14 protein-coding genes and 2 tRNA genes are annotated in these 17202 nt (G+C 73.1%); 10 read left to right on the top strand and 6 right to left on the bottom strand.

The features are described 5' to 3' along the window. Positions 1-67: 67 nt before the first annotated feature. Together GA0070216_RS07770 and GA0070216_RS07765 are read right to left on the bottom strand one after the other, a co-directional pair. Positions 68-1147, bottom strand: coding sequence for a TOMM precursor leader peptide-binding protein (locus GA0070216_RS07770; RefSeq protein ID WP_091241409.1), 1080 nt, complete (start codon positions 1145-1147; stop codon positions 68-70). A gap of 254 nt (positions 1148-1401) precedes the next feature. Continuing rightward, a complete protein-coding gene (locus GA0070216_RS07765) occupies positions 1402-1569 on the bottom strand; it encodes a DUF5679 domain-containing protein (protein WP_007464795.1) in 168 nt (55 codons plus the stop codon). 511 nt (positions 1570-2080) lie between these two features. Here GA0070216_RS07765 and GA0070216_RS07760 point away from each other — a divergent pair. Then, complete coding sequence (locus GA0070216_RS07760; protein WP_091241402.1) at positions 2081-2611, top strand: M48 metallopeptidase family protein; 531 nt, start codon at positions 2081-2083, stop codon at positions 2609-2611. A gap of 152 nt (positions 2612-2763) precedes the next feature. Then, on the top strand, positions 2764-3366 hold the full coding sequence (locus tag GA0070216_RS07755; protein ID WP_091241399.1) for a hypothetical protein: 603 nt from the start codon (positions 2764-2766) through the stop codon (positions 3364-3366). 290 nt (positions 3367-3656) lie between these two features. Here the strand turns inward: GA0070216_RS07755 and GA0070216_RS07745 are convergent, their stop codons facing one another. Continuing rightward, positions 3657-4955, bottom strand: coding sequence for a zinc-dependent metalloprotease (locus tag GA0070216_RS07745; protein ID WP_091241396.1), 1299 nt, complete (start codon positions 4953-4955; stop codon positions 3657-3659). A gap of 113 nt (positions 4956-5068) precedes the next feature. On the opposite strand from GA0070216_RS07745, the gene GA0070216_RS07740 reads away from it, so the two are divergent. The 7 genes from GA0070216_RS07740 (at position 5069) to GA0070216_RS07710 (ending at position 11688) form a co-directional block, all read left to right on the top strand. Next, positions 5069-6082, top strand: a complete 1014-nt coding sequence (locus GA0070216_RS07740) for a YlbL family protein (RefSeq protein ID WP_091241392.1) — start codon at positions 5069-5071, stop codon at positions 6080-6082. A gap of 116 nt (positions 6083-6198) precedes the next feature. Then, the gene (locus GA0070216_RS07735; protein ID WP_176738877.1) at positions 6199-9195 is read left to right on the top strand and encodes a UPF0182 family membrane protein; all 2997 of its coding nucleotides are present in this window, start codon (positions 6199-6201) and stop codon (positions 9193-9195) included. Positions 9196-9343: 148 nt separating this feature from the next. Beyond that, positions 9344-9853 carry a SigE family RNA polymerase sigma factor gene (locus GA0070216_RS07730; protein WP_091241386.1) on the top strand — a complete coding sequence of 170 codons (510 nt, stop codon included), beginning with the start codon at positions 9344-9346 and terminating at the stop codon, positions 9851-9853. Further along, positions 9843-10769: a hypothetical protein gene (locus tag GA0070216_RS07725; protein ID WP_091241383.1), complete on the top strand. Its 927-nt coding sequence runs from the start codon at positions 9843-9845 to the stop codon at positions 10767-10769. The genes GA0070216_RS07730 and GA0070216_RS07725 overlap by 11 nt, the downstream gene beginning before the upstream one ends. A 58-nt stretch (positions 10770-10827) precedes the next feature. Next, positions 10828-10901 (top strand) — tRNA-Met (locus GA0070216_RS07720). A 307-nt stretch (positions 10902-11208) separates the two neighbouring features. After that, positions 11209-11282: transfer RNA gene (locus GA0070216_RS07715), tRNA-Met, on the top strand. 136 nt (positions 11283-11418) lie between these two features. Beyond that, positions 11419-11688, top strand: coding sequence for a hypothetical protein (locus GA0070216_RS07710; RefSeq protein ID WP_091241378.1), 270 nt, complete (start codon positions 11419-11421; stop codon positions 11686-11688). Between the two features lie 4 nt (positions 11689-11692). Here GA0070216_RS07710 and GA0070216_RS07705 read toward each other — a convergent pair whose 3' ends face one another. After that, positions 11693-13024, bottom strand: coding sequence for an ABC transporter substrate-binding protein (locus GA0070216_RS07705; RefSeq protein ID WP_176738876.1), 1332 nt, complete (start codon positions 13022-13024; stop codon positions 11693-11695). 146 nt (positions 13025-13170) lie between these two features. On the opposite strand from GA0070216_RS07705, the gene GA0070216_RS07700 reads away from it, so the two are divergent. Then, positions 13171-14004, top strand: coding sequence for a phosphoribosylaminoimidazolesuccinocarboxamide synthase (locus GA0070216_RS07700; protein ID WP_091241375.1), 834 nt, complete (start codon positions 13171-13173; stop codon positions 14002-14004). 49 nt (positions 14005-14053) lie between these two features. Here the strand turns inward: GA0070216_RS07700 and GA0070216_RS07695 are convergent, their stop codons facing one another. Together GA0070216_RS07695 and GA0070216_RS07690 are read right to left on the bottom strand one after the other, a co-directional pair. Then, positions 14054-16090 carry a hypothetical protein gene (locus tag GA0070216_RS07695; protein ID WP_091241371.1) on the bottom strand — a complete coding sequence of 679 codons (2037 nt, stop codon included), beginning with the start codon at positions 16088-16090 and terminating at the stop codon, positions 14054-14056. Between the two features lie 15 nt (positions 16091-16105). After that, positions 16106-17164 (bottom strand): WXG100 family type VII secretion target, encoded by a 1059-nt coding sequence (locus GA0070216_RS07690; RefSeq protein WP_091241368.1) that lies wholly within the window; start codon positions 17162-17164, stop codon positions 16106-16108. Positions 17165-17202: the final 38 nt, after the last annotated feature.

The raw sequence follows: 17202 nt of genomic DNA, 5'->3' as shown, positions 1-17202 counted from the left end.
AGCCGGGCTGGGTGGCCGCATACCCCTTCCGCGTGCCCCGCCCGGACTCCCACCGCGCTCCCGCACGTCACCCACGGCGACCGGTGCCGGAGCAGGAGCAGCCGGGGTGCGGGGCCCAGGCTCGACGTCGGAACCGACCGGCGGGCCCGATCTCCACCGCGCAGCCCACCGTTTCCGGGGTGCCGCCGTCGACCTGGGTCAGCGCCTCGGCGACCGCGTAGCCGACGGCGCTGAGCAGGGTGGCGGTGCCGCAGGAGCGGCTGGCCGGGCCGGTGGCGAGCTGCGCGGCCAGTCCGGGCCAGCCCGGGTCGCGATCGGTGCGGTGCAGGTCGAGGCAGTGCAGGCAGGGGCCCACCGGCGGCCGGACCAGGGGACCCACCACCGGTGTCCCCTCCCGGAGGGTGACCAGCAGGTGCGGCTGGCGACGCCGGGCGTACCCGGTGGCGAGCAGGTCCGCCGGGCGGTCCGTGCCGAGGTGCACCACCAGTGCGACCCGGCGGCGGCCGGCCGGGTGGGTCCGGGTGCCCGGGGCGGCGCGGGCGATGGCGGCCCGGACCGCCCCGGCCAGCGGTTGCCCCACGTCGGCTGCGGCCAGCCCGGTGCCGACCAGGTCGACCGGGTCCACCGGGCCGGTCAGCTCGGTGGCCACGTGCCCCACGCCGGCCTGGGCCAGGGCCACGGCGACGGGCGCGCCGAGCCGGCCCGCCCCGGCCACCACCACCCGGGCGACACGCCGGCGGCGGAGCACCTGGGCGGGGGTGCCGGGCAGGGCGGTGGAGGCCAGGGCGAGCGCACCGGCCTCCGCGGCGAGCCGGGCCCGGTCCGGGCCGGTCAGGTCCCGGGGAAGCAGGGTGTGTGCGGGTACGACCAGCCCGGCGGCGTGCAGCGTGTCGAGCAGCCCGCGCGCCTGGCCGGGGTCGACCCGGGCGTTCGCCGCGTCCGCCAGGATGCCGCGCACGCTCCGGGTGCCGTCGAGCAGGTCGAGCAGTCGGGTGACCCGTGAGTCGGTCACCTCCAGCAGCACGGCCCGGCCCGGACTCATCCCCAGTTGCAGGGTGTGCCGGTCGCGCCAGAGCCGGGTCAGGCCCGGTAGCAGGGCGGGGCGGAGCAGCGGGGTGCGGGAGGGTGCGGGAGGGGATGGGGTCATGATGACGAATCGTGACCGAAACCCTGCGGTGCGTCGATCGTTGTCCACAGGCGCGCAGCGCCAGATCCAGCGTTGTCCACAGAGCTTGGCGAGTTATCCACAGCTTACGGCGAGTCATGTCGGGCAGCTGACAGAGCGGGGCTGTCCGACCACCTGTCAGCGGCAACCGCCCGACCACCTGTCGGCGGCGACCGCCCGGACGTGCGGGAGGGGCGGACCCACCGGCCGCCCCTCCCGCGTCGTACCCGGACGGGTCAGACCTTGGCCTTGCCCAGGATGCGGTTCACTGTTGTGCCGCACACCGGACACTTGCCCTTGGCCATGTTCATCCCGGTCTTCGAGACCTCGACGTGCCCCTCGAAGTCCCGCTTCTCCTTGCACTTCACGCAGTAACCGTTGTAGGTCTGGGCCTGGTCGGCCACGATAGCCTCCTCGTCTCGTCCGCCGGGCACGTCGGTCCGGCGGTTCTCCCGGCGGCAGGCCACGCGGGGCGCGGCGCCGGGTCCTTCTCCGCGGCCACCCACGTGACCGCCGGTTGGCGGACCCTACCCAGCTCTGGGCGGTTCCATGTCAGCTGTGCATCGACACTGTGAGCAAGTCGACGTCGAGAGTGTGCATCCCGAAATAGGCGGGATAAGTGAGTTTGCCGGGGACACGCCGTGTGGAGGCCTGTGGGAGGTCCCCCGGACGGGGGTGCGGCGGCGTCGGCGGGGCCGATCACCTACCGTGGAGATCGCGCCCGACGTGGGCTGTCGGGGTCGCCACGAAGGGTGACGAGGGTCCAGCCTCATGGTCACCACCAGTTTTTTTCGGACTCCTTACTATCAACCACCATTTTCCGGGCGCGTGTCGGGGTGTTGACCCTTGCGGACCCCTGGTCAGTACGCATTAGCTTTCCCTCGTGGCAGGAAACCACGGCTGCGCGGCCCACTGATGGCGGCGGCGCGGAAGCCAGTCGTCGAGGTACGGCGCAGTCAGCGCCGGCGACGGACGGTGTCCGCCTACCGGGACGGCGAACGGGTCGTGGTGCTCATCCCGGACCAGTTCTCCCGGGCTGAGGAGAGCGAGTGGGTCGACCGGATGCTCGCCCGGCTCGCCGCCCGGGAGGGCCGGCTGGCCCGCAACGACAACGAGCTGCTCGACCGGGCCCTCCGATTGATCAACCTGTACCTGTCCGACCAGGGCGGCGAGACCCTGCCGGCCAGCGTCCGGTGGGTCACCAACCAGAACGGCCGATGGGGTTCCTGCACCCCCGCCGACCGGACCATCCGGATCTCGCACCGGCTCCAGGACATGCCCGACTGGGTGCTCGACTACGTGCTGCTGCACGAGTTGGCGCACCTCATCGTGCCGAGCCACAACACCCGCTTCTGGGCCCTGGTCGGCCGGTACGCCAAGACCGAACGGGCGCGGGGCTATCTGGAGGGGGTCGCCGCCGCCTCCGCCGTCCCGGTCCCCGGCTGAACCCCTCCCGCCGCCTCCGTCGCCCGGCTCCCCAGCCTGCCAAATCTTGATCAACTCTTCTGGGCGCAGGTAGCGGGGTCCAGCGGGCGTCGATGGCACCATTTCGGCCCACGGGAGTCGATCACGGACGCCGCGCCCACTAGGGTCGGGGGATGGTCCGACGGGTGGTGGTGGCGTTGCTCGGTCCGGTTACCTGGTCGCCGCCCGGCGTCGAGCTGACGCAGTGGCGTACCGCGCTGGCCGAGGACGTGGTGGACCTGCTCGCCACCCTCGCCGAGGTGGAGACCGCGCTCGCGGTGACCCCGGCCGACCGCTGGCTGGCCGACGCGGTGCGCTGGCCCGACACCCCTGTGCACGAGGTGCCCGAGCCGACCGTGACCGCCGCGCTGGCCGGCCTCGACGGGTACGACCAGGCCGCCGTGGTCGCCGCCGACGCCCCCGACCTGCCGGGGCTGACCCTCGGCAAGCTGCTCCGACCGTTGACCAGCCGACCCGTCGCCGTCGCGCCGGTCGAGGGTAGCGGCGCGGGACTGCTCGGCGTGGCGTGCCGGTTACCCGTACCCGGCTGGCTGCCGGCGCTGGACCTGAACGTCGCCGGGCCGGCGGACCTGCGTCGCGCGGCACCCGCCCCGACCGACGTGGCGGTCACGCCCGGCTGGCACCGGCTGCGCGGCCCGGCCGACCTGGCCGCCCTGGACCCCGCGGTAGAGGGCTGGGAGGCCACCCGCGCCCTGCTCTCCGGCCACCGCCCCTGACCGGCCACCGCCCCTGACCGGCCACCGCCCCTGACCGGCCACCGGCCACCGCCCCTGACCGGCCGGCAGCCGGGTTGCCGCCGCCCGACGTCGGCCTGACCGGCCACCGCGATCTACCGGCCACCGGCCACCGGCGACCGGCCACCGGCCACCGGCGACCGGCCACCGGCCACCGGCCACCGGCGACCGGCCACCGGCGACCGGCCAACGGCGACCGGCCAACGGCGACCGGCCGGACCTGCCCGGGGATCGGGCGGGTCCGGCCGGTGTCGCGGCTGGTCCGAAGCGGGTCAGGACCGGTCGGCGTCGCCGTCGGTGTCGTCGGGGCGGGGCCGGCTGCCCGGCGCCTGCTCCTCGGGGCCCCCGGGAGCGGTGAAGTCGAAGTTGGCCAGCTCGTCGTCGAGATCCGTCGAGGTGGTCGCGAAGGCCACCGGGTCGGCGAAGTCCGCGTCCGAGGGGAGCAGGTCGGGGTGGCCCCAGACCGCGTCCCGGCCGGCGATGCCCCGGTGCTCGGTCAGCGCCGCCCACAGCGCCGACGCCTCCCGCAGCCGACGCGGACGCAGCTCCAACCCGACCAGGGCGGCGAAGGTCTGCTCGGCCGGCCCACCGGCCGCCCGGCGACGACGGAACGCCTCACCGAGGCGGACCACGTTGGGCAGCCGATCCGTCGCGGCGTTGTCCACCACGTGGCAGACCCAGCCCTCGACCAGCGCGAGCACCGTCTCCAGTCGGGCCAGGGACGCCTTCTGCGCCGGGGTGTCCTCCGGGGTGAAGATCCCCTCCAGGGCGATCGCCTGCATCGACTCCGGGTCGGTCGGGTCGACCCGGCCCATCGCCTCCTCGATCGCCTCCCGGTTGACCCGGATGCCGGACGCGTAGTTCTCCACCGCGGCCAGCACGTGCCCGCGCAGCCACGGGACGTGCTCGAAGAGCCGCTGGTGGGCCGCCTCGCGCAGGGCGACGTAGAGGCGCACCTCGTCCTCGGGCAGCTCCAGGCCCTCGCCGTACACCCGGATGTTGGCCGGGATCAGCGCGGCGGTGCCGGCCGGGCCGAGCGGCAGGCCGATGTCACCGGCGGAGAGCACCTCGGCGGCGAGCTGGCCGAGCGCCTGGCCGAGCTGGCCGCCGAAGAGCGCCCCGCCCAGGGTGGCGACCATCGACTGCATCGGACCGAGCTGGGCGCGGGCCTCCGGCGGGACCAGGTCGCCCATCGCGCCGACCATCCGGCTGGCCACCGGGTCGCAGAGCTTGCGCCAGACGTCCAGCGTCTTGTAGATCCACTCGTTGCGGTTCCACGCCACGGAGGTGCGGATGCCGGTCGGCCAGGCCGACGCCGGCTCCAACCAGAGGTCGGCCAGGCGCAGCGCCTCCTCCACCGCGTGCCGCTCGTACGGTGAGGCCATCGGGTCACCCGTGGCGGCGAGCTGGCTGGCGGCCACCTGGCGGGCCAGGTCCCAGTTGACCGGCCCGCTGCCCGGCGCGGAGAGCAGGTGCTGCAACTGCGACATGAACTGCTGCATCTGCGCGGGATCGTTGGGGTCTGGTGGTTGCCCACCCGGGAGCGCGAAACCGAACGGAATATCAGGCACGACGTCTACGGTACGCGCGCCGCGCCCCTGGTAACCGCTGCTGGCGTTGCGCTGAGGGCGAAGTCCGCCGCAGCCTGCCGGTGTCGCCACCCCCGGTCGGTACGCTCTGCCGCATGAGACGTCGTGGCGTGACCGTCCTCCTCGGTGCTCTGCTCACCACCCTGCTGAGCATCGGCGTGCTCGGCGCGCCCATCCCGTACGTGGTGCTCGGTCCCGGGCCGACGGTGAACACCCTCGGCACCTCCGACGGCAGGGAGGTCATCCAGATCAGCGGCCGGGAGACGTCCACCTCCGCCGGTCAGCTCCGGATGACCACGGTCGGCGTGCAACCGACGGTGAAACTGCGCGCCGCGATCGTCGGCTGGCTGTCGAAGGACGAGGCGGTGGTGCCCCGGGAGCTGGTCTACCCGCCGGGCGAGTCGCAGGAGGAGGTCGAGAAGCGCAACGCCGAGGACTTCCAGAACTCGCAGAGCAGCGCGGAGACCGCCGCGCTGGTCAAGCTCGGCTACCCGGTCGAGGTGGTGGCGAAGGAGGTGGCCGCGGACGGGCCGGCGGCCGGCGCGTTGAAGGCCGGTGACGTGGTCGCCACCGTCGACGGCGCGAAGGTCACCTCCGCGACCCGGCTGGTGGAGCTGGTCCGGGGCAAGCCCGCCGGCACCGCGCTGAGCATCGGGTACGTCCGCGACGGCACCCCCGGCACCGCCACCGTGACCAGCCGGGAACAGGACGGCCGGCCGCGCATCGGGGTGGTCCCCGACCAGCGGCAGCCGCACCCGTTCACCCTGAAGATCGATCTGAACGACATCGGCGGTCCGAGCGCCGGGCTGATGTTCGCCCTCGGCATCATCGACAAGCTCAAGCCGGAGGATCTCACCGGCGGGAAGGTCATCGCCGGGACCGGCACCATCGACGACGAGGGTCGGGTCGGCCCGATCGGCGGCATCGCCCAGAAGCTGGTCGGGGCGAAGAAGGCCGGTGCCAAGGTGTTCCTGGTCCCCGCCGACAACTGCGCCGAGGCGGTCCGCAACCCGCAGTCGGGCCTGCCCATGCTCAAGGTCGGTTCGCTGGACGACGCATTGACCGCCCTGGACACGTTACGGGCTGGCGGGGAGCCGATCCGCTGCTGAGGCGGGTGCCACCGGACCGACCCGCGCGACCTGACCCGAGACGTTCAGGAACACCCCGTACTCTGGGTGCCTGTCCGGAGCCGATCACATCGAGCGTGCGGAGCCAAACAGTGGCCATGCGTAGCAGCCCCCTGCCGAGGATGAGTCGGCGCGGACGCGTCACCATCGGGGTCCTGGTCGGGGTGTTCCTCCTGTTCACCCTGCTCGGCTGGGGGGTGCAGGCGTGGACCGACTGGCTCTGGTTCGACGAGGTCCGCTACACCCAGGTCTTCACCGGCGTGCTGCTGACCCAGGTGCTGCTCTTCCTCGCCGTCGGGCTGGGCCTGGCCGCATTCGTGGGCGGCAACCTGTGGCTGGCCTACCGGCTGCGGCCGAAGCTGCGCCCGCACTCGCTGGAGCAGGCCACCCTGGAGCGGTACCGGATGCTGCTCGCCCCCCGGATCGGCACCTGGATCAGCCTGACCGCCGTGGTGCTCGGCCTGTTCGCCGGGCTCTCCGCGCAGGGCCGCTGGTCCCAGTGGTTGCTGTTCCGTAACGGCGGCGACTTCGGCGTCAAGGACCCGGAGTTCGGCATCGACGTCGGCTTCTACGTCTTCCAGCTGCCGTTCTGGCGCTACCTGCTCGGGGTCGGCTTCACCGCCGTGGTGCTGGCCCTGATCGGCGCGCTGGCGGTGCACTACATCTTCGGCGGGGTGCGCCTGCAGGGCGTCGGCGACCGGATGACCGGCGCCGCGCGGGCCCACCTGAGCACGCTGGTCGCGTTCTTCGTCCTGCTCAAGGCCATCGCGTACGTGCTGGACCGGCGGGCCATGCTGCTGGAGTACAACGAGGGCGCCAAGCTGTACGGCGCGGGCTACGCCGACGTCAACGCGCTGCTGCCGGCGAAGGAGATCCTGGCGTACATCTCGGTGGTGGTGGCGATCGCCATCATCGTCTTCTCCAACGCGGTGATGCGGAACCTGGTCTGGCCGGGCATCTCGCTGGCCCTGCTCGGGGTCTCCGCCGTCGCGATCGGTGGCATCTACCCGTGGGCGGTGCAGACCTTCGAGGTCAAGCCGAGCGCCCGGGACAAGGAGGCCCCGTACATCCAGCGCAGCATCGACGCCACCCGCGCCGCGTTCGACATATCCGAGGTGCAGGCCAAGGGTTACGCGGCCAGCAACCTGGTGCCACCGGCCAGCCTGGCCACCGACACCTCGGTGGTGCCGAACGTCCGGCTGCTCGACCCGCAGCTGGTCTCCGAGACGTACACCCAGCTCCAGCAGGTCCGCGGGTTCTACGACTTCGGCCCCAAGCTGGACATCGACCGGTACTCGATGGAGAACAAGACCTCCGACTACGTGGTCGGGGTCCGGGAGATCAACTACGGCGAGCTGACCGACCAGCAGAACAACTGGATCAACCGGCACACCGTCTACACCCACGGCTACGGCCTGGTCGCGGCCCCGGCCAACCAGGTGGTCTGCGGCGGGCAGCCGTACTTCGTCTCCGGCTTCCTCGGCGAGAAGGCCCAGGAGGCGTGCTCCTCGCAGGCCGAGCAGATCCCGGCCAGCCAGCCGCGGATCTACTACGGCGAGCGGATGCAGGCCGACGACTACGCGATCGTCGGGCAGGCCGGCGAGGGCAAGAACGCCGAGTTCGACCGGCCCACCCCGACCACCGGCGGCGAGCAGTACTACACCTACACCGGTGAGGGTGGCGTCGAGATCGGCTCGTTCACCCGGCGGCTGCTCTACTCGATCAAGGAGCAGGAGACGAACTTCCTGCTCTCCGAGGCGGTCAACGACAACTCCAAGCTGCTGTACGTGCGTAACCCCCGGGACCGGGTGGAGAAGGTCGCCCCGTTCCTCACCCTGGACGGCGACCCGTACCCGGCGGTGGTGGGTGGCAAGGTCCAGTGGATCATCGACGGCTACACCACCTCGGCGACCTACCCGTACGCCGAGCGGATCAACCTCCAGCAGGAGACCACCGACGAGCTGACCAACCGGGGCACCTTCCAGCTGGCCCGGGAGAACGTCAACTACATGCGCAACTCGGTGAAGGCCACCGTCGACGCGTACGACGGCACCGTCCGGCTCTACGAGTTCGACGACGGCGACCCGGTGCTCAAGGCGTGGAACAAGGCGTTCGGCGGGGACCTGGTGCTGCCCAAGAGCGCCATCCCGGCCGACCTGGCCGCGCACTTCCGCTACCCGGCCGACATGTTCAAGGTGCAGCGCAACCTGCTCACCAAGTTCCACGTCACCAACCCCGGCGACTTCTACTCCGGCCAGGACTTCTGGCAGGTGCCCAACGTGCCGGACGCGCCGGACAGCGGGCAGAAGCAGCCGCCGTACTACCTGTTCACCCAGTTCCCCAACCAGGACGCGCCGCGGTTCCAGCTCACCTCGGCGGTCACCCCGAACGGCCGGCAGAACCTCGCCGCGCTGATCTCCGGGTCGTACGTCGACGGGCAGCCGAAGCTGGAGGTGCTGGAGCTGCCGGACCAGACCCGGATCTCCGGGCCGGTGCAGGTGCACCAGCAGATGACCAACAACGCGACCATCCGGACCGAGCTGAACCTGCTCTCCTCCAACCAGGCGCAGGTGCAGTACGGCAACCTGCTGTCGCTGCCGTTCGGCAACGGGATGCTCTACGTCGAGCCGGTCTACGTCAAGAGCAACCAGCAGGACGCGTACCCGCTGTTGCAGAAGGTGCTCCTGTCGTACGGCGACGGCGGCTCGTACGTGGTGCTGGCCAACAACGTCAGCGACGGCATCAAGCAGCTCGTCGAGCAGGGCAAACGGGCCGGGCAGGGGAGCACCCCACCACCGGGCGGGGAAACGCCGCCCCCGCCGACCTCCCCCTCGGCCTCGCCTTCCGCCTCGCCCTCGGCGGGGGCGAGCAGCCCGCCGCCCAGCGGTGACCTGGCCGCCGCCGCGCAGCGGGTCCAGACGGCGATCGCCGAGGTCAAGGCCGCGCAGGCGTCCGGCGACTTCGAGCGGTACGGCCGGGCGTTGAAGGCGCTGGACGAGGCGATCACCGCCTTCCAGCAGGCTCAGCAGGGCAACCCGGCGGCCCCGTCCGGCGGCAACCCACCCGCCACGCCGTCACCGTCCTCCGGCGGCTGACCCACCCGCTCCCGCGCCGACGGGGCCCACGATCCGAGTCGGGATCGTGGGCTCCGTCGCTTTTCTGACCGGTTGTCCCGCAACCAGGCGGCCCCGCCCGCCGTCTCCAGTGCAGGTGGCCCGGGACGGGGGGAGACGTGGTGCGGACATGAGAGACGAGCAGAGTTTCGACGAGTTCTACCGGAGCACCTCGGCGCGAACGCTGCGTTACGGCCACGGCGTGGCGGGCGACCACGGTGAGGCACAGGACCTGGTCCAGGAGGCGTACGCCCGGGCCTGGCGGCAGTGGGGCCGACTGGCCGGTCACCCGGCCCCCGAGGCGTGGCTGCGCCTGGTGGTCAGCCGGCTGGCCGCCGACCGGTTCCGCCGGTTGCGGAGCTGGCGGACGGCGATCAGCCGGGCCGGCCCACCGCCGGACGTCCGGCCACCCGGCGAGGACACCGTCCTGCTGGTCGCCGCGTTGCGCCAACTGCCCGCCAACCAGCGTCAGGCACTGGCCCTGCACTACCTGTTCGACATGCCGGTGGAGGAGATCGCCCGGGAGGCCCGGGTGCCCAGCGGCACCGTGAAGTCGTGGTTGTCCCGGGGGCGGTCCCGGCTGGCCGAGCTGCTGCCCGGGGTCTCGGCCAAGGAGTTGGAGGTCAACGATGTCGCGTGAGCTGCGCCGCTTCTACCGGTCGCTGGCCGAGGACACCGATCCGGGCGGCCTGGTCTCGCCCGCCCTGGTCCGTCGGCACGCCGACCGTCGGGCCCGGCGGCGGGCGGCGGGGGTGCTGGCCGTGGCGGCGCTGGTGAGCGCGACAGCGGTGGGCACCCGGTTCGTCCTCACCGCCGGACCGGCCACCCCGGGTGGGCCGCCCGCCTCCCCACCCGCCACCACCGCACCCGCCCGGTCGGCGTCGTCGGTGTCGTCCGCCCCGGCCCCTTCCGCGCTCACCGGTTCCCGCGTCGGGTCGCCGTCGGGCCCGGTCAGCTCGGCCGTGACGGCATCGTCCGGCCGGCCGCCGACCTCGATCCCCGACGCGGCCTTCTTCACTCTCGCGGTGGCCAACGAGACCGGTCTGCACACGACGTTCGGTTCCGGTCCGACGGTGCCGCAGCTCTGCGGCGCGCACCCCGGTGACTCCGGCGTCGTCCAACGCAAGGGCCGCGCCCTGGCCTTCCGCTACGCCGACACCCCGAAGGGGTACGTGCCCGACGGCAGTTACCGGCACACCATCACCATCTATCGCGCCGGACGGGCCGACGACGCGCTCCGGGAGCTGCGGGAGGCGGTCCGGAGCTGCCCGGTCCAGGAGTCACCCGACACGCCGGGGGTGACCTCCCGGCAACGGTTGCTCGGCGGGGCCGGTTACGGCGACGAGTCGGTGCTGTTCGAGCTGCGCCGGGCGGACCCGCCGGGGCAGGGTGACGCGGCCGGCGGGGGCGAGGTACGACTGGTCCGGGCGATCCGGCTCGGGGACGTGGTGACGGTGCTCTGGGAGCAGGGCTGGGAGGGTACGTCCAGTGATCGACCGCAGTTGGATGCCGACAGCCGGCGGGCGGTGGACGCGCTCCGCGAGTGGCTGCGCTGAGCGTCCCCGGGCCCGTTTTGCGGGCCCGGGGGTCGGTGCGCTACGGTTAACCAGGCGACGCGGGGTGGAGCAGCTCGGTAGCTCGCTGGGCTCATAACCCAGAGGTCGCAGGTTCAAATCCTGTCCCCGCTACTGTTCGAAAGGTCCCGGAGTTCATCTCCGGGGCCTTTCGCCGTTTCCCGCCCGGCCGCGACCGCGAGCGGCTGCGCTGATCCGGCCCGGCGAGGGTGGTCCCGCTCCGGCCGGCACGGTGGTCCCGAGTGGTCGGCGTGGTCGTTCCCGCCCGGCCCGAGGCGGTGGTTTCCATCCCGGCCCGCCCGGACGGCTGTCGGGACGCTCCGTCGGCGGGGACCCACACAGGTGGGCTGAGCTGGGCGGATGGTCGATCGGGGACCCCGCTGATCACCGTGGGGAGGATGGGTTAAGCTTAACGAGCCGACGCGGGGTGGAGCAGCTCGGTAGCTCGCTGGGCTCATAACCCAGAGGTCGCAGGTTCAAATCCTGTCCCCGCTACTGTTCGAAAGGTCCCGGAGTTCATCTCCGGGGCCTTTCGCCGTTTCCGGCCTCGGGCCGTCCGCCCCGGCCGGTACGCGGCGCGCGGTGCGTGCTTCGGGATGCCGGACTTGCCGACCTCGGTCAGGATGAGGGCATGTCTACTGGGATCAACACGTCAACGAGGATCACATGGTGGGGCCGCCTGAGCGCGGTCCTCGGCGCGGTGGTTCTCTCGGTCTTCGTGCCCGTGGCCGCCTGGGCGTCCACCGGCACCGGTGAACTGGTGGTGGAGGCGGCCCGTCGGCGGTCGCGCGGTGGCGGGGTCGGCGTCTTCGGGCTGCTCTGCTGCCTGGTGGTGGTCGGCGGCATCGTCCTGCTGGTCGTCCTGCTGATGCGCAACCGGCGTAACCGCCCGCCCCGCTGACCCGTCACCTGGCCAGGGCCGCCTGGGCCCTGGCCATGAACTGTGTCGTCGCCGCCCGCGCCCCGGAGCGTCCCGCGCGGATGCTCCGGGCCGCCTCGGTGAGCAGGTCACGCACCTCGCCGTGCCCCTTCGGGGGCGGCGCGGGTGCCGGGCCGACCTGCTGGTGCAGCGCCTCACCGAGGGTGGCGACCTGCTCGGCCAGCGGATCGTCGAGGGTCTGGACGACCGCCTGGCGCACCGTCAGGCTGGCCGGCAGGCCCCGTTCCAGGCCGAGTAGCCGACCCACCTCGACGTTGCCGGTCAGGAAGTTGATCACGTTTGCGACCAGTCCGGGATGACGGGTGCCCCGGAACCCGGCCCAGTACATCGACGCCCGGTCCCACTGGGCGGCCCGGGGGCCGGGGAAGCCGACCAGCGCCAACTTGTCCTCGGTATAGCGCTGGAGCTCGGGTAACTGGTGTGACCAGGCGAACGAGGCGGCGGTGTGCCCGGTGACCACCAGTTGCCGGGCCGGCTCGCCGCTGTCCGCCCGATCGACCAGCGCGGCGGCCGGGGTGGCCCGCTGGCTGCGGGCCCGTTCCCAGAACTCGAACCAGTCCAGCAGCGCCGCCGAGCCGAAACCCAACTGGCGTCCCTGGTAGAACTTGGTGCCCAACCCGCGCAGCCACAGCCACAGCGCCCGGTGGTCACCCGACGGGTCCATCGAGCCGGCGACCCGGCCGCCGCTGGCCCGGGTCACCCGGGCAGCCCAGCTCAGGTAGTCGGCCCAGGTCATCGAGGTGGTCGGCTCGGGCACCCCGAGCCGGCGGAGCAGGGCCCGGTTGAACACCACGGCGGCGTGGGTCTGCGCGGCCGGTACGCCGTAGACCCGGTCGTCGATCTTTCCGTAGTCCACCAGGCCGGGCGGCAGGGTGTTCAGGTTGATCCGGCCGTCGTCGGCGTAGCCGCCGAGGTCGAGGACGATGCCGCGCTGGGCGTACTCGCCGAGAATCGAGTCGTCGATCTGGAACAGGTCGGGCACGTTGCCGCCCCCGGCCTGGGTGGCGAGCCGGTCGTAGTAGCCGCCCTGCCCCTGCCAGGTGATCCGGAAGGTGACCAGCGGATTGCGGGCCGAGTAGAGCCGCAGGGCCCGTTCGGTGGCCTCCGCCCGCTTCGTGCCGCCGTACCAGAAGACCGACAGCTCCACCGGGCCGTCCTGCGCCGGCGACTCCTCCTCCACGCCGCACCCGCTGAGCCCGCCGGTGGCCAGCACGGGCAGACCCAGCAGCGCACCGAGCAGCCGTCGCCGGGCCGGGTTGACGCCGGGCCGGGACAGCGGGGGATACGCAGGGGACAACGGGTGCTCCTGGGGACGGGCGGGCCGGTAGCCGGATCATTCACGCAGGTGGCGCGGGCGGGTGTCAACGGCCGGTCGGCCCGCCGTACGACGACTGCCCGGGTGGGCGCACCGGCCGGCGGCACACCCGTGGTGTACTAGGGCGCGTGGAACTTCTGCACTCGGGCAAGGTCCGGGACGTCTACGCCGACGGCGACGACCTGATCCTGGTCGCCTCCGACCGGATCTCCGTCTACGACGTGGTGCTGCCCACCCCGATCCCGGACAAGGGTCGACTGCTGACCGCCCTGTCGCTCTGGTGGTTCGGGCAGTTGGCCGACCTGGTGCCGCACCACGTCGTCTCGGCCACCGAGGTGCCCGCCGAGTTCGCGGGCCGGGCGATCCGCTGCCGCCGGCTGGACATGGTGCCCATCGAATGCGTCGCCCGTGGCTACCTCACCGGCGGTGGCCTCAAGGAGTACGAGCGCACCGGCGCGGTCTCCGGCGTACCGCTGCCGCGGGGCCTGGTCGAGGCGTCGATCCTGCCGGAGCCGATCTTCACCCCGTCGACCAAGGCGCCGGCCGGGGAGCACGACGAGCCGATCACCTTCGCCGAGGTGGTGGACAAGGTGGGGGCGGAGACCGCCGAGCGGCTGCGCCAGATCACCCTCGACGTCTACCGGCGGGGTGCGGAACTCGCCGCCGACCGGGGCATCCTGGTCGCCGACACCAAGATCGAACTGGGCTGGGCGTCGGACGGCACCCTGGTCCTCGCCGACGAGGTGCTCACCTCCGACTCGTCCCGCTACTGGCCCGCCGAGTCGTACCAGCCGGGTCGCACCCAGTTCTCCTACGACAAGCAGTACGTCCGGGACTGGGCGACCAGCAGCGGCTGGGACAAGCAGGCCCCCGCGCCCGAGGTCCCGGCCGACGTCGTCGAGGCGACCCGGGCCCGCTACGTCGACGTCTACGAGCGGTTGACCGGCGAACGCTGGTCCTGACCCGCCGCTCCCCGGCCGGCGCGGTAGCGGGCCGGCCGGGGTACCAGGGTCAGTTGCCGCCCAGGGCGGTCTTCGGTTCGGCCCGGTAGGAGCGGTCCTCGGCCTGCTTGCCGAGGACGCCGCCGCCCGGGGTCTCCACGCTGAACGCCTGCTCGTCGGTGACGATCTCCGGGCCGTCGCGGCGCTCGTCCCGGTCGTCGCGCTTCGCGGCGGTGGTCCGTCGGGGGGCCAGCTCCGGTGGCACCGGTTGCCCACCACGGGCCGGCCGGGGTGCCGGCTCGGCCGACGGCCGGCCCCGCAACGAGGTCGGCACCTCCTCCAGCCGCGACACCCGCCCCCCGGACAGCGGCGGGGCCGGCGCGCCCAGCACCGGCGCGGTCGCCTCCGACCGGCCGTCGTCCAGCCACTCGCCGCCCGGCATCGCCGGGCGTGCCACGTCGGTCCGGTCGCGGCGCTTCGGCCGGGGCGTGCCGGGCGCCCCGACGCCCCGGGTGGGGCTGCCCAGCACGGACGGGGCGGTGCCCGGCCGGATCGGCGTCGCCGCGTCGCCGGCCCGCTCACCGGTCGCGCGGCTGCCGCCACCGGTCGCGCGTCGACCGTCCGGGCGACGGCTCTGCAACACCGGTGCGGTGGTCTCGCCGGCCGGCCGGCCGAACAGGTCGAGGTCGCCGGCACCCGGGCGGACGGACCCGCGTCGCGCCTGGTCGTCCTGCTCCTCGGTGCCCGGCCGGCGGGTACCCGAGGAGTGCGGCGCTCCCGTCGTCGAGGTGCCACCGGCACCCCGGGCTCCCGGCGGCGACGCCGTCGACGAGGCGCCGGGGCCGCGCAGCCCGTTCGGTGGTGCGGCCCGGCCGCCGGTCGGTGGCGGGGTGGCGTTCGCGCCGGGGGAACGCAGCGACGCCTGGGGTGGCTCGGCGACCCCGGGTGCGCCGGCACCGCCGCGCAGCACCCCGCTGCGCAGCCCACCGCGCTCGCCGGTGACCCCCTCCAGGCCCGGCGGACGGGCCAACCCGGCCCGACCCGCCCCCGGCGCGGTGGCGTTCGCGCCGCCCAGGCCGGGTGCGCCGGTACGCAGCCCGGGGGGCGGTGCGACCAGCGGTGGCGGCACCACCGGCGGCGGCGCCACGGCGGGACCCGCCGGGTTCCCGGTGCCGGGCGGCGGGGCCGGGGTGCCGGTCTCCGCCCCCGGTGGCGGCCGCAGGGTGTCCAGCACCTGCCGGGCCAACTGGTCCGGGTCGGTCGGCGTGGGCCGGGGCACCGCCCGTACCGACGTCGGGGGTTGGTTCGCGCCGGACCCCGGCGGGCGTACGCCGGGCGGCCCCACCGGCGGCGGCGTGCCCACCGGCCCGCGCCACGGCGGGTGACCGACCGGGTTGAGCACCGCGTCCATCGGGAAGAACGGCGGCCCGTGCCCGCCGCTGACCTTGCTCAACGTGCCGAAGTACTCGTTGGCGGTGCGTTCGGCCAGCTGCTGGGCCCGACGGTTGTACTCCTGCTGCTTCTGCTGCACCGCCTCGGCCTCGGCCGCCTGGATGCCCTTCTCGCCGTCGTACAGGCCCAGGGTGAAGCCCTGCTTGAAGCCCTCGGAGAACTGCGTCCAGCCGTCGGAGTTCTTCGCGTCGTCGATGGCGTCGCGGTATTCCGTCCAGAGGCGGTCCATCTCCGCCCGGGAGTCCCGCGCGATGCCGACCATCGCCCGCAGCGCGGTGACGTTGTGCTGGGCCGCGTCCATCCACTCGTCGAGGTACGCCAGCGTCTTGCCCGGCCCGGCCTTGAGGAACGCGTCGCGGGCCTGCGGCGACTTCCAGTGCTCGTCGTGCAGGGTCTGGCTGGCGGTCAGCAGTTGCTGGTGGATGCTCTGCAACAGGTGGTAGGCGTTCTGCCACTGGTCGGCCAGCGCCGAGATGTCCTCCGGATGCTGCCCCAGCACCTGTTGGCGGACCGCCTCGATGGTGGCCCCGCCCTCGTCACTCGGCGCCGGGGTGAACTTCAGGTCCGGGTTCTCCGGCGGCATGACGTACCGGGTGCCCTCGCCGCGCGGGCCACCGGACGGGTACGTCGCACGGGCGTCCCAGTAGTCGGCCATGGTGTCCTCCCCCGCTCAGATGCCGTAGTCGTGCCGCTTGATCTCGTCCAGCGCCTGCTTGGTGGGGGAGTCGGTCAGCTCGCTCGGGTCCACACCCTCGGTGTCCTGACCGACGTGCAGCTCCTGGGTGACGGTGCCCCTGCCGTCGGTCGTGGTGACCGTGCGCGTCCCGTCGGCGTGGTGCTCGTCGACCTTCTTCGAGGTCGGCTGCTCCGTGGCGTCGAGCTGCTCGCTGGTCACCGTGCGACCACCGTCGGCGGCGTACGACGTGGTCTCCCGGCTGCCGCCGGTGCGCCGGCCCTCGGCGTCGGTGGTCGTGGTGGTGACCACCGTCGAGTTGCCGGTGACGATCGTGCTGGTCCGGGTGGTGCTGCTGTCGAGCACCTTGCCGGTGGCGTCGGCGGTGGTGGTGACCGTCACGGTGCCCGTGCCGCCGGGCAGCGGCCGCTGGACCATGGTCCGGACCACGCCGCCGGGGCCGAGCGCGGTGTAGGTGATGCTGCCGTCCGGGGCGACCTGCGGCTTGCCCTGGTCGACGAACTGTTCGGGGGTCGGGGCGGTGCTGGTCTGCCCGCTCGACACCGTCTCGAAGTACTGGTCCCACCAGGTCTTGCCGGAGACGAACGGGGGCAGCCCGGCCGGTCGTGGCGCGTCGGTGTCGCCGAAGGCGAACCGGACCGCGTCCAGCGAGGCCGCCGACCAGCCGTCGGTGTTGGCGTAGGCGTCCGCCACCGTCTGTGCGGCCATGCCGATGTTGGTCAGCGCGACGCCGAGATAGGTGAGGTACTGCTGGAACTCGCCGTAGTTGAGGGTCAGCTGACCCCGGATGTAGGTGCCCTCCGGCAGCGCGTTGCCGTCCCAGGCGCTCTGCGGCAACTGGCCGAGCTGACTCAACCGGCCACTGTGGCCCTGCAGGTTCTCCTGGATGGTGACCATGTTCTTGCCGTAGTCGACCAGCCCGTCGGGATCGACGTCGACCGGCTTCTGGTCGGCGAGCCAGTCGGTGCGGGTGTTCTGGTTGGTCTCCTGCTGGTACGGGTTGGTGCCGCCCGTGCTGCCGTCGTCCTCCGCCACCGAACCTCCCCTGGTGCGGCGGGCCCCCGCCCGAGTGT

The organism is Micromonospora matsumotoense, assembly GCF_900091525.1.
Lineage (GTDB): Bacteria > Actinomycetota > Actinomycetes > Mycobacteriales > Micromonosporaceae > Micromonospora > Micromonospora matsumotoensis.
Note: the sequence above shows the minus strand (reverse complement) of the source record. Positions and strands in the feature narration are given on the sequence as shown.

What these genes read in the sequence shown, in the direction of transcription:
- GA0070216_RS07710 (WP_091241378.1), top strand. Translation starts at nt 11,419, where the DNA reads ATGTCTACTGGGATCAACACGTCAACGAGGATCACATGGTGGGGCCGC.
- GA0070216_RS07760 (WP_091241402.1), top strand. Translation starts at nt 2,081, where the DNA reads ATGGCGGCGGCGCGGAAGCCAGTCGTCGAGGTACGGCGCAGTCAGCGC.
- GA0070216_RS07725 (WP_091241383.1), top strand. Translation starts at nt 9,843, where the DNA reads ATGTCGCGTGAGCTGCGCCGCTTCTACCGGTCGCTGGCCGAGGACACC.
- GA0070216_RS07735 (WP_176738877.1), top strand. Translation starts at nt 6,199, where the DNA reads ATGCGTAGCAGCCCCCTGCCGAGGATGAGTCGGCGCGGACGCGTCACC.
- GA0070216_RS07755 (WP_091241399.1), top strand. Translation starts at nt 2,764, where the DNA reads ATGGTCCGACGGGTGGTGGTGGCGTTGCTCGGTCCGGTTACCTGGTCG.
- GA0070216_RS07770 (WP_091241409.1), bottom strand. Translation starts at nt 1,147, where the DNA reads ATGACCCCATCCCCTCCCGCACCCTCCCGCACCCCGCTGCTCCGCCCC.
- GA0070216_RS07740 (WP_091241392.1), top strand. Translation starts at nt 5,069, where the DNA reads ATGAGACGTCGTGGCGTGACCGTCCTCCTCGGTGCTCTGCTCACCACC.
- GA0070216_RS07695 (WP_091241371.1), bottom strand. Translation starts at nt 16,090, where the DNA reads ATGGCCGACTACTGGGACGCCCGTGCGACGTACCCGTCCGGTGGCCCG.
- GA0070216_RS07730 (WP_091241386.1), top strand. Translation starts at nt 9,344, where the DNA reads ATGAGAGACGAGCAGAGTTTCGACGAGTTCTACCGGAGCACCTCGGCG.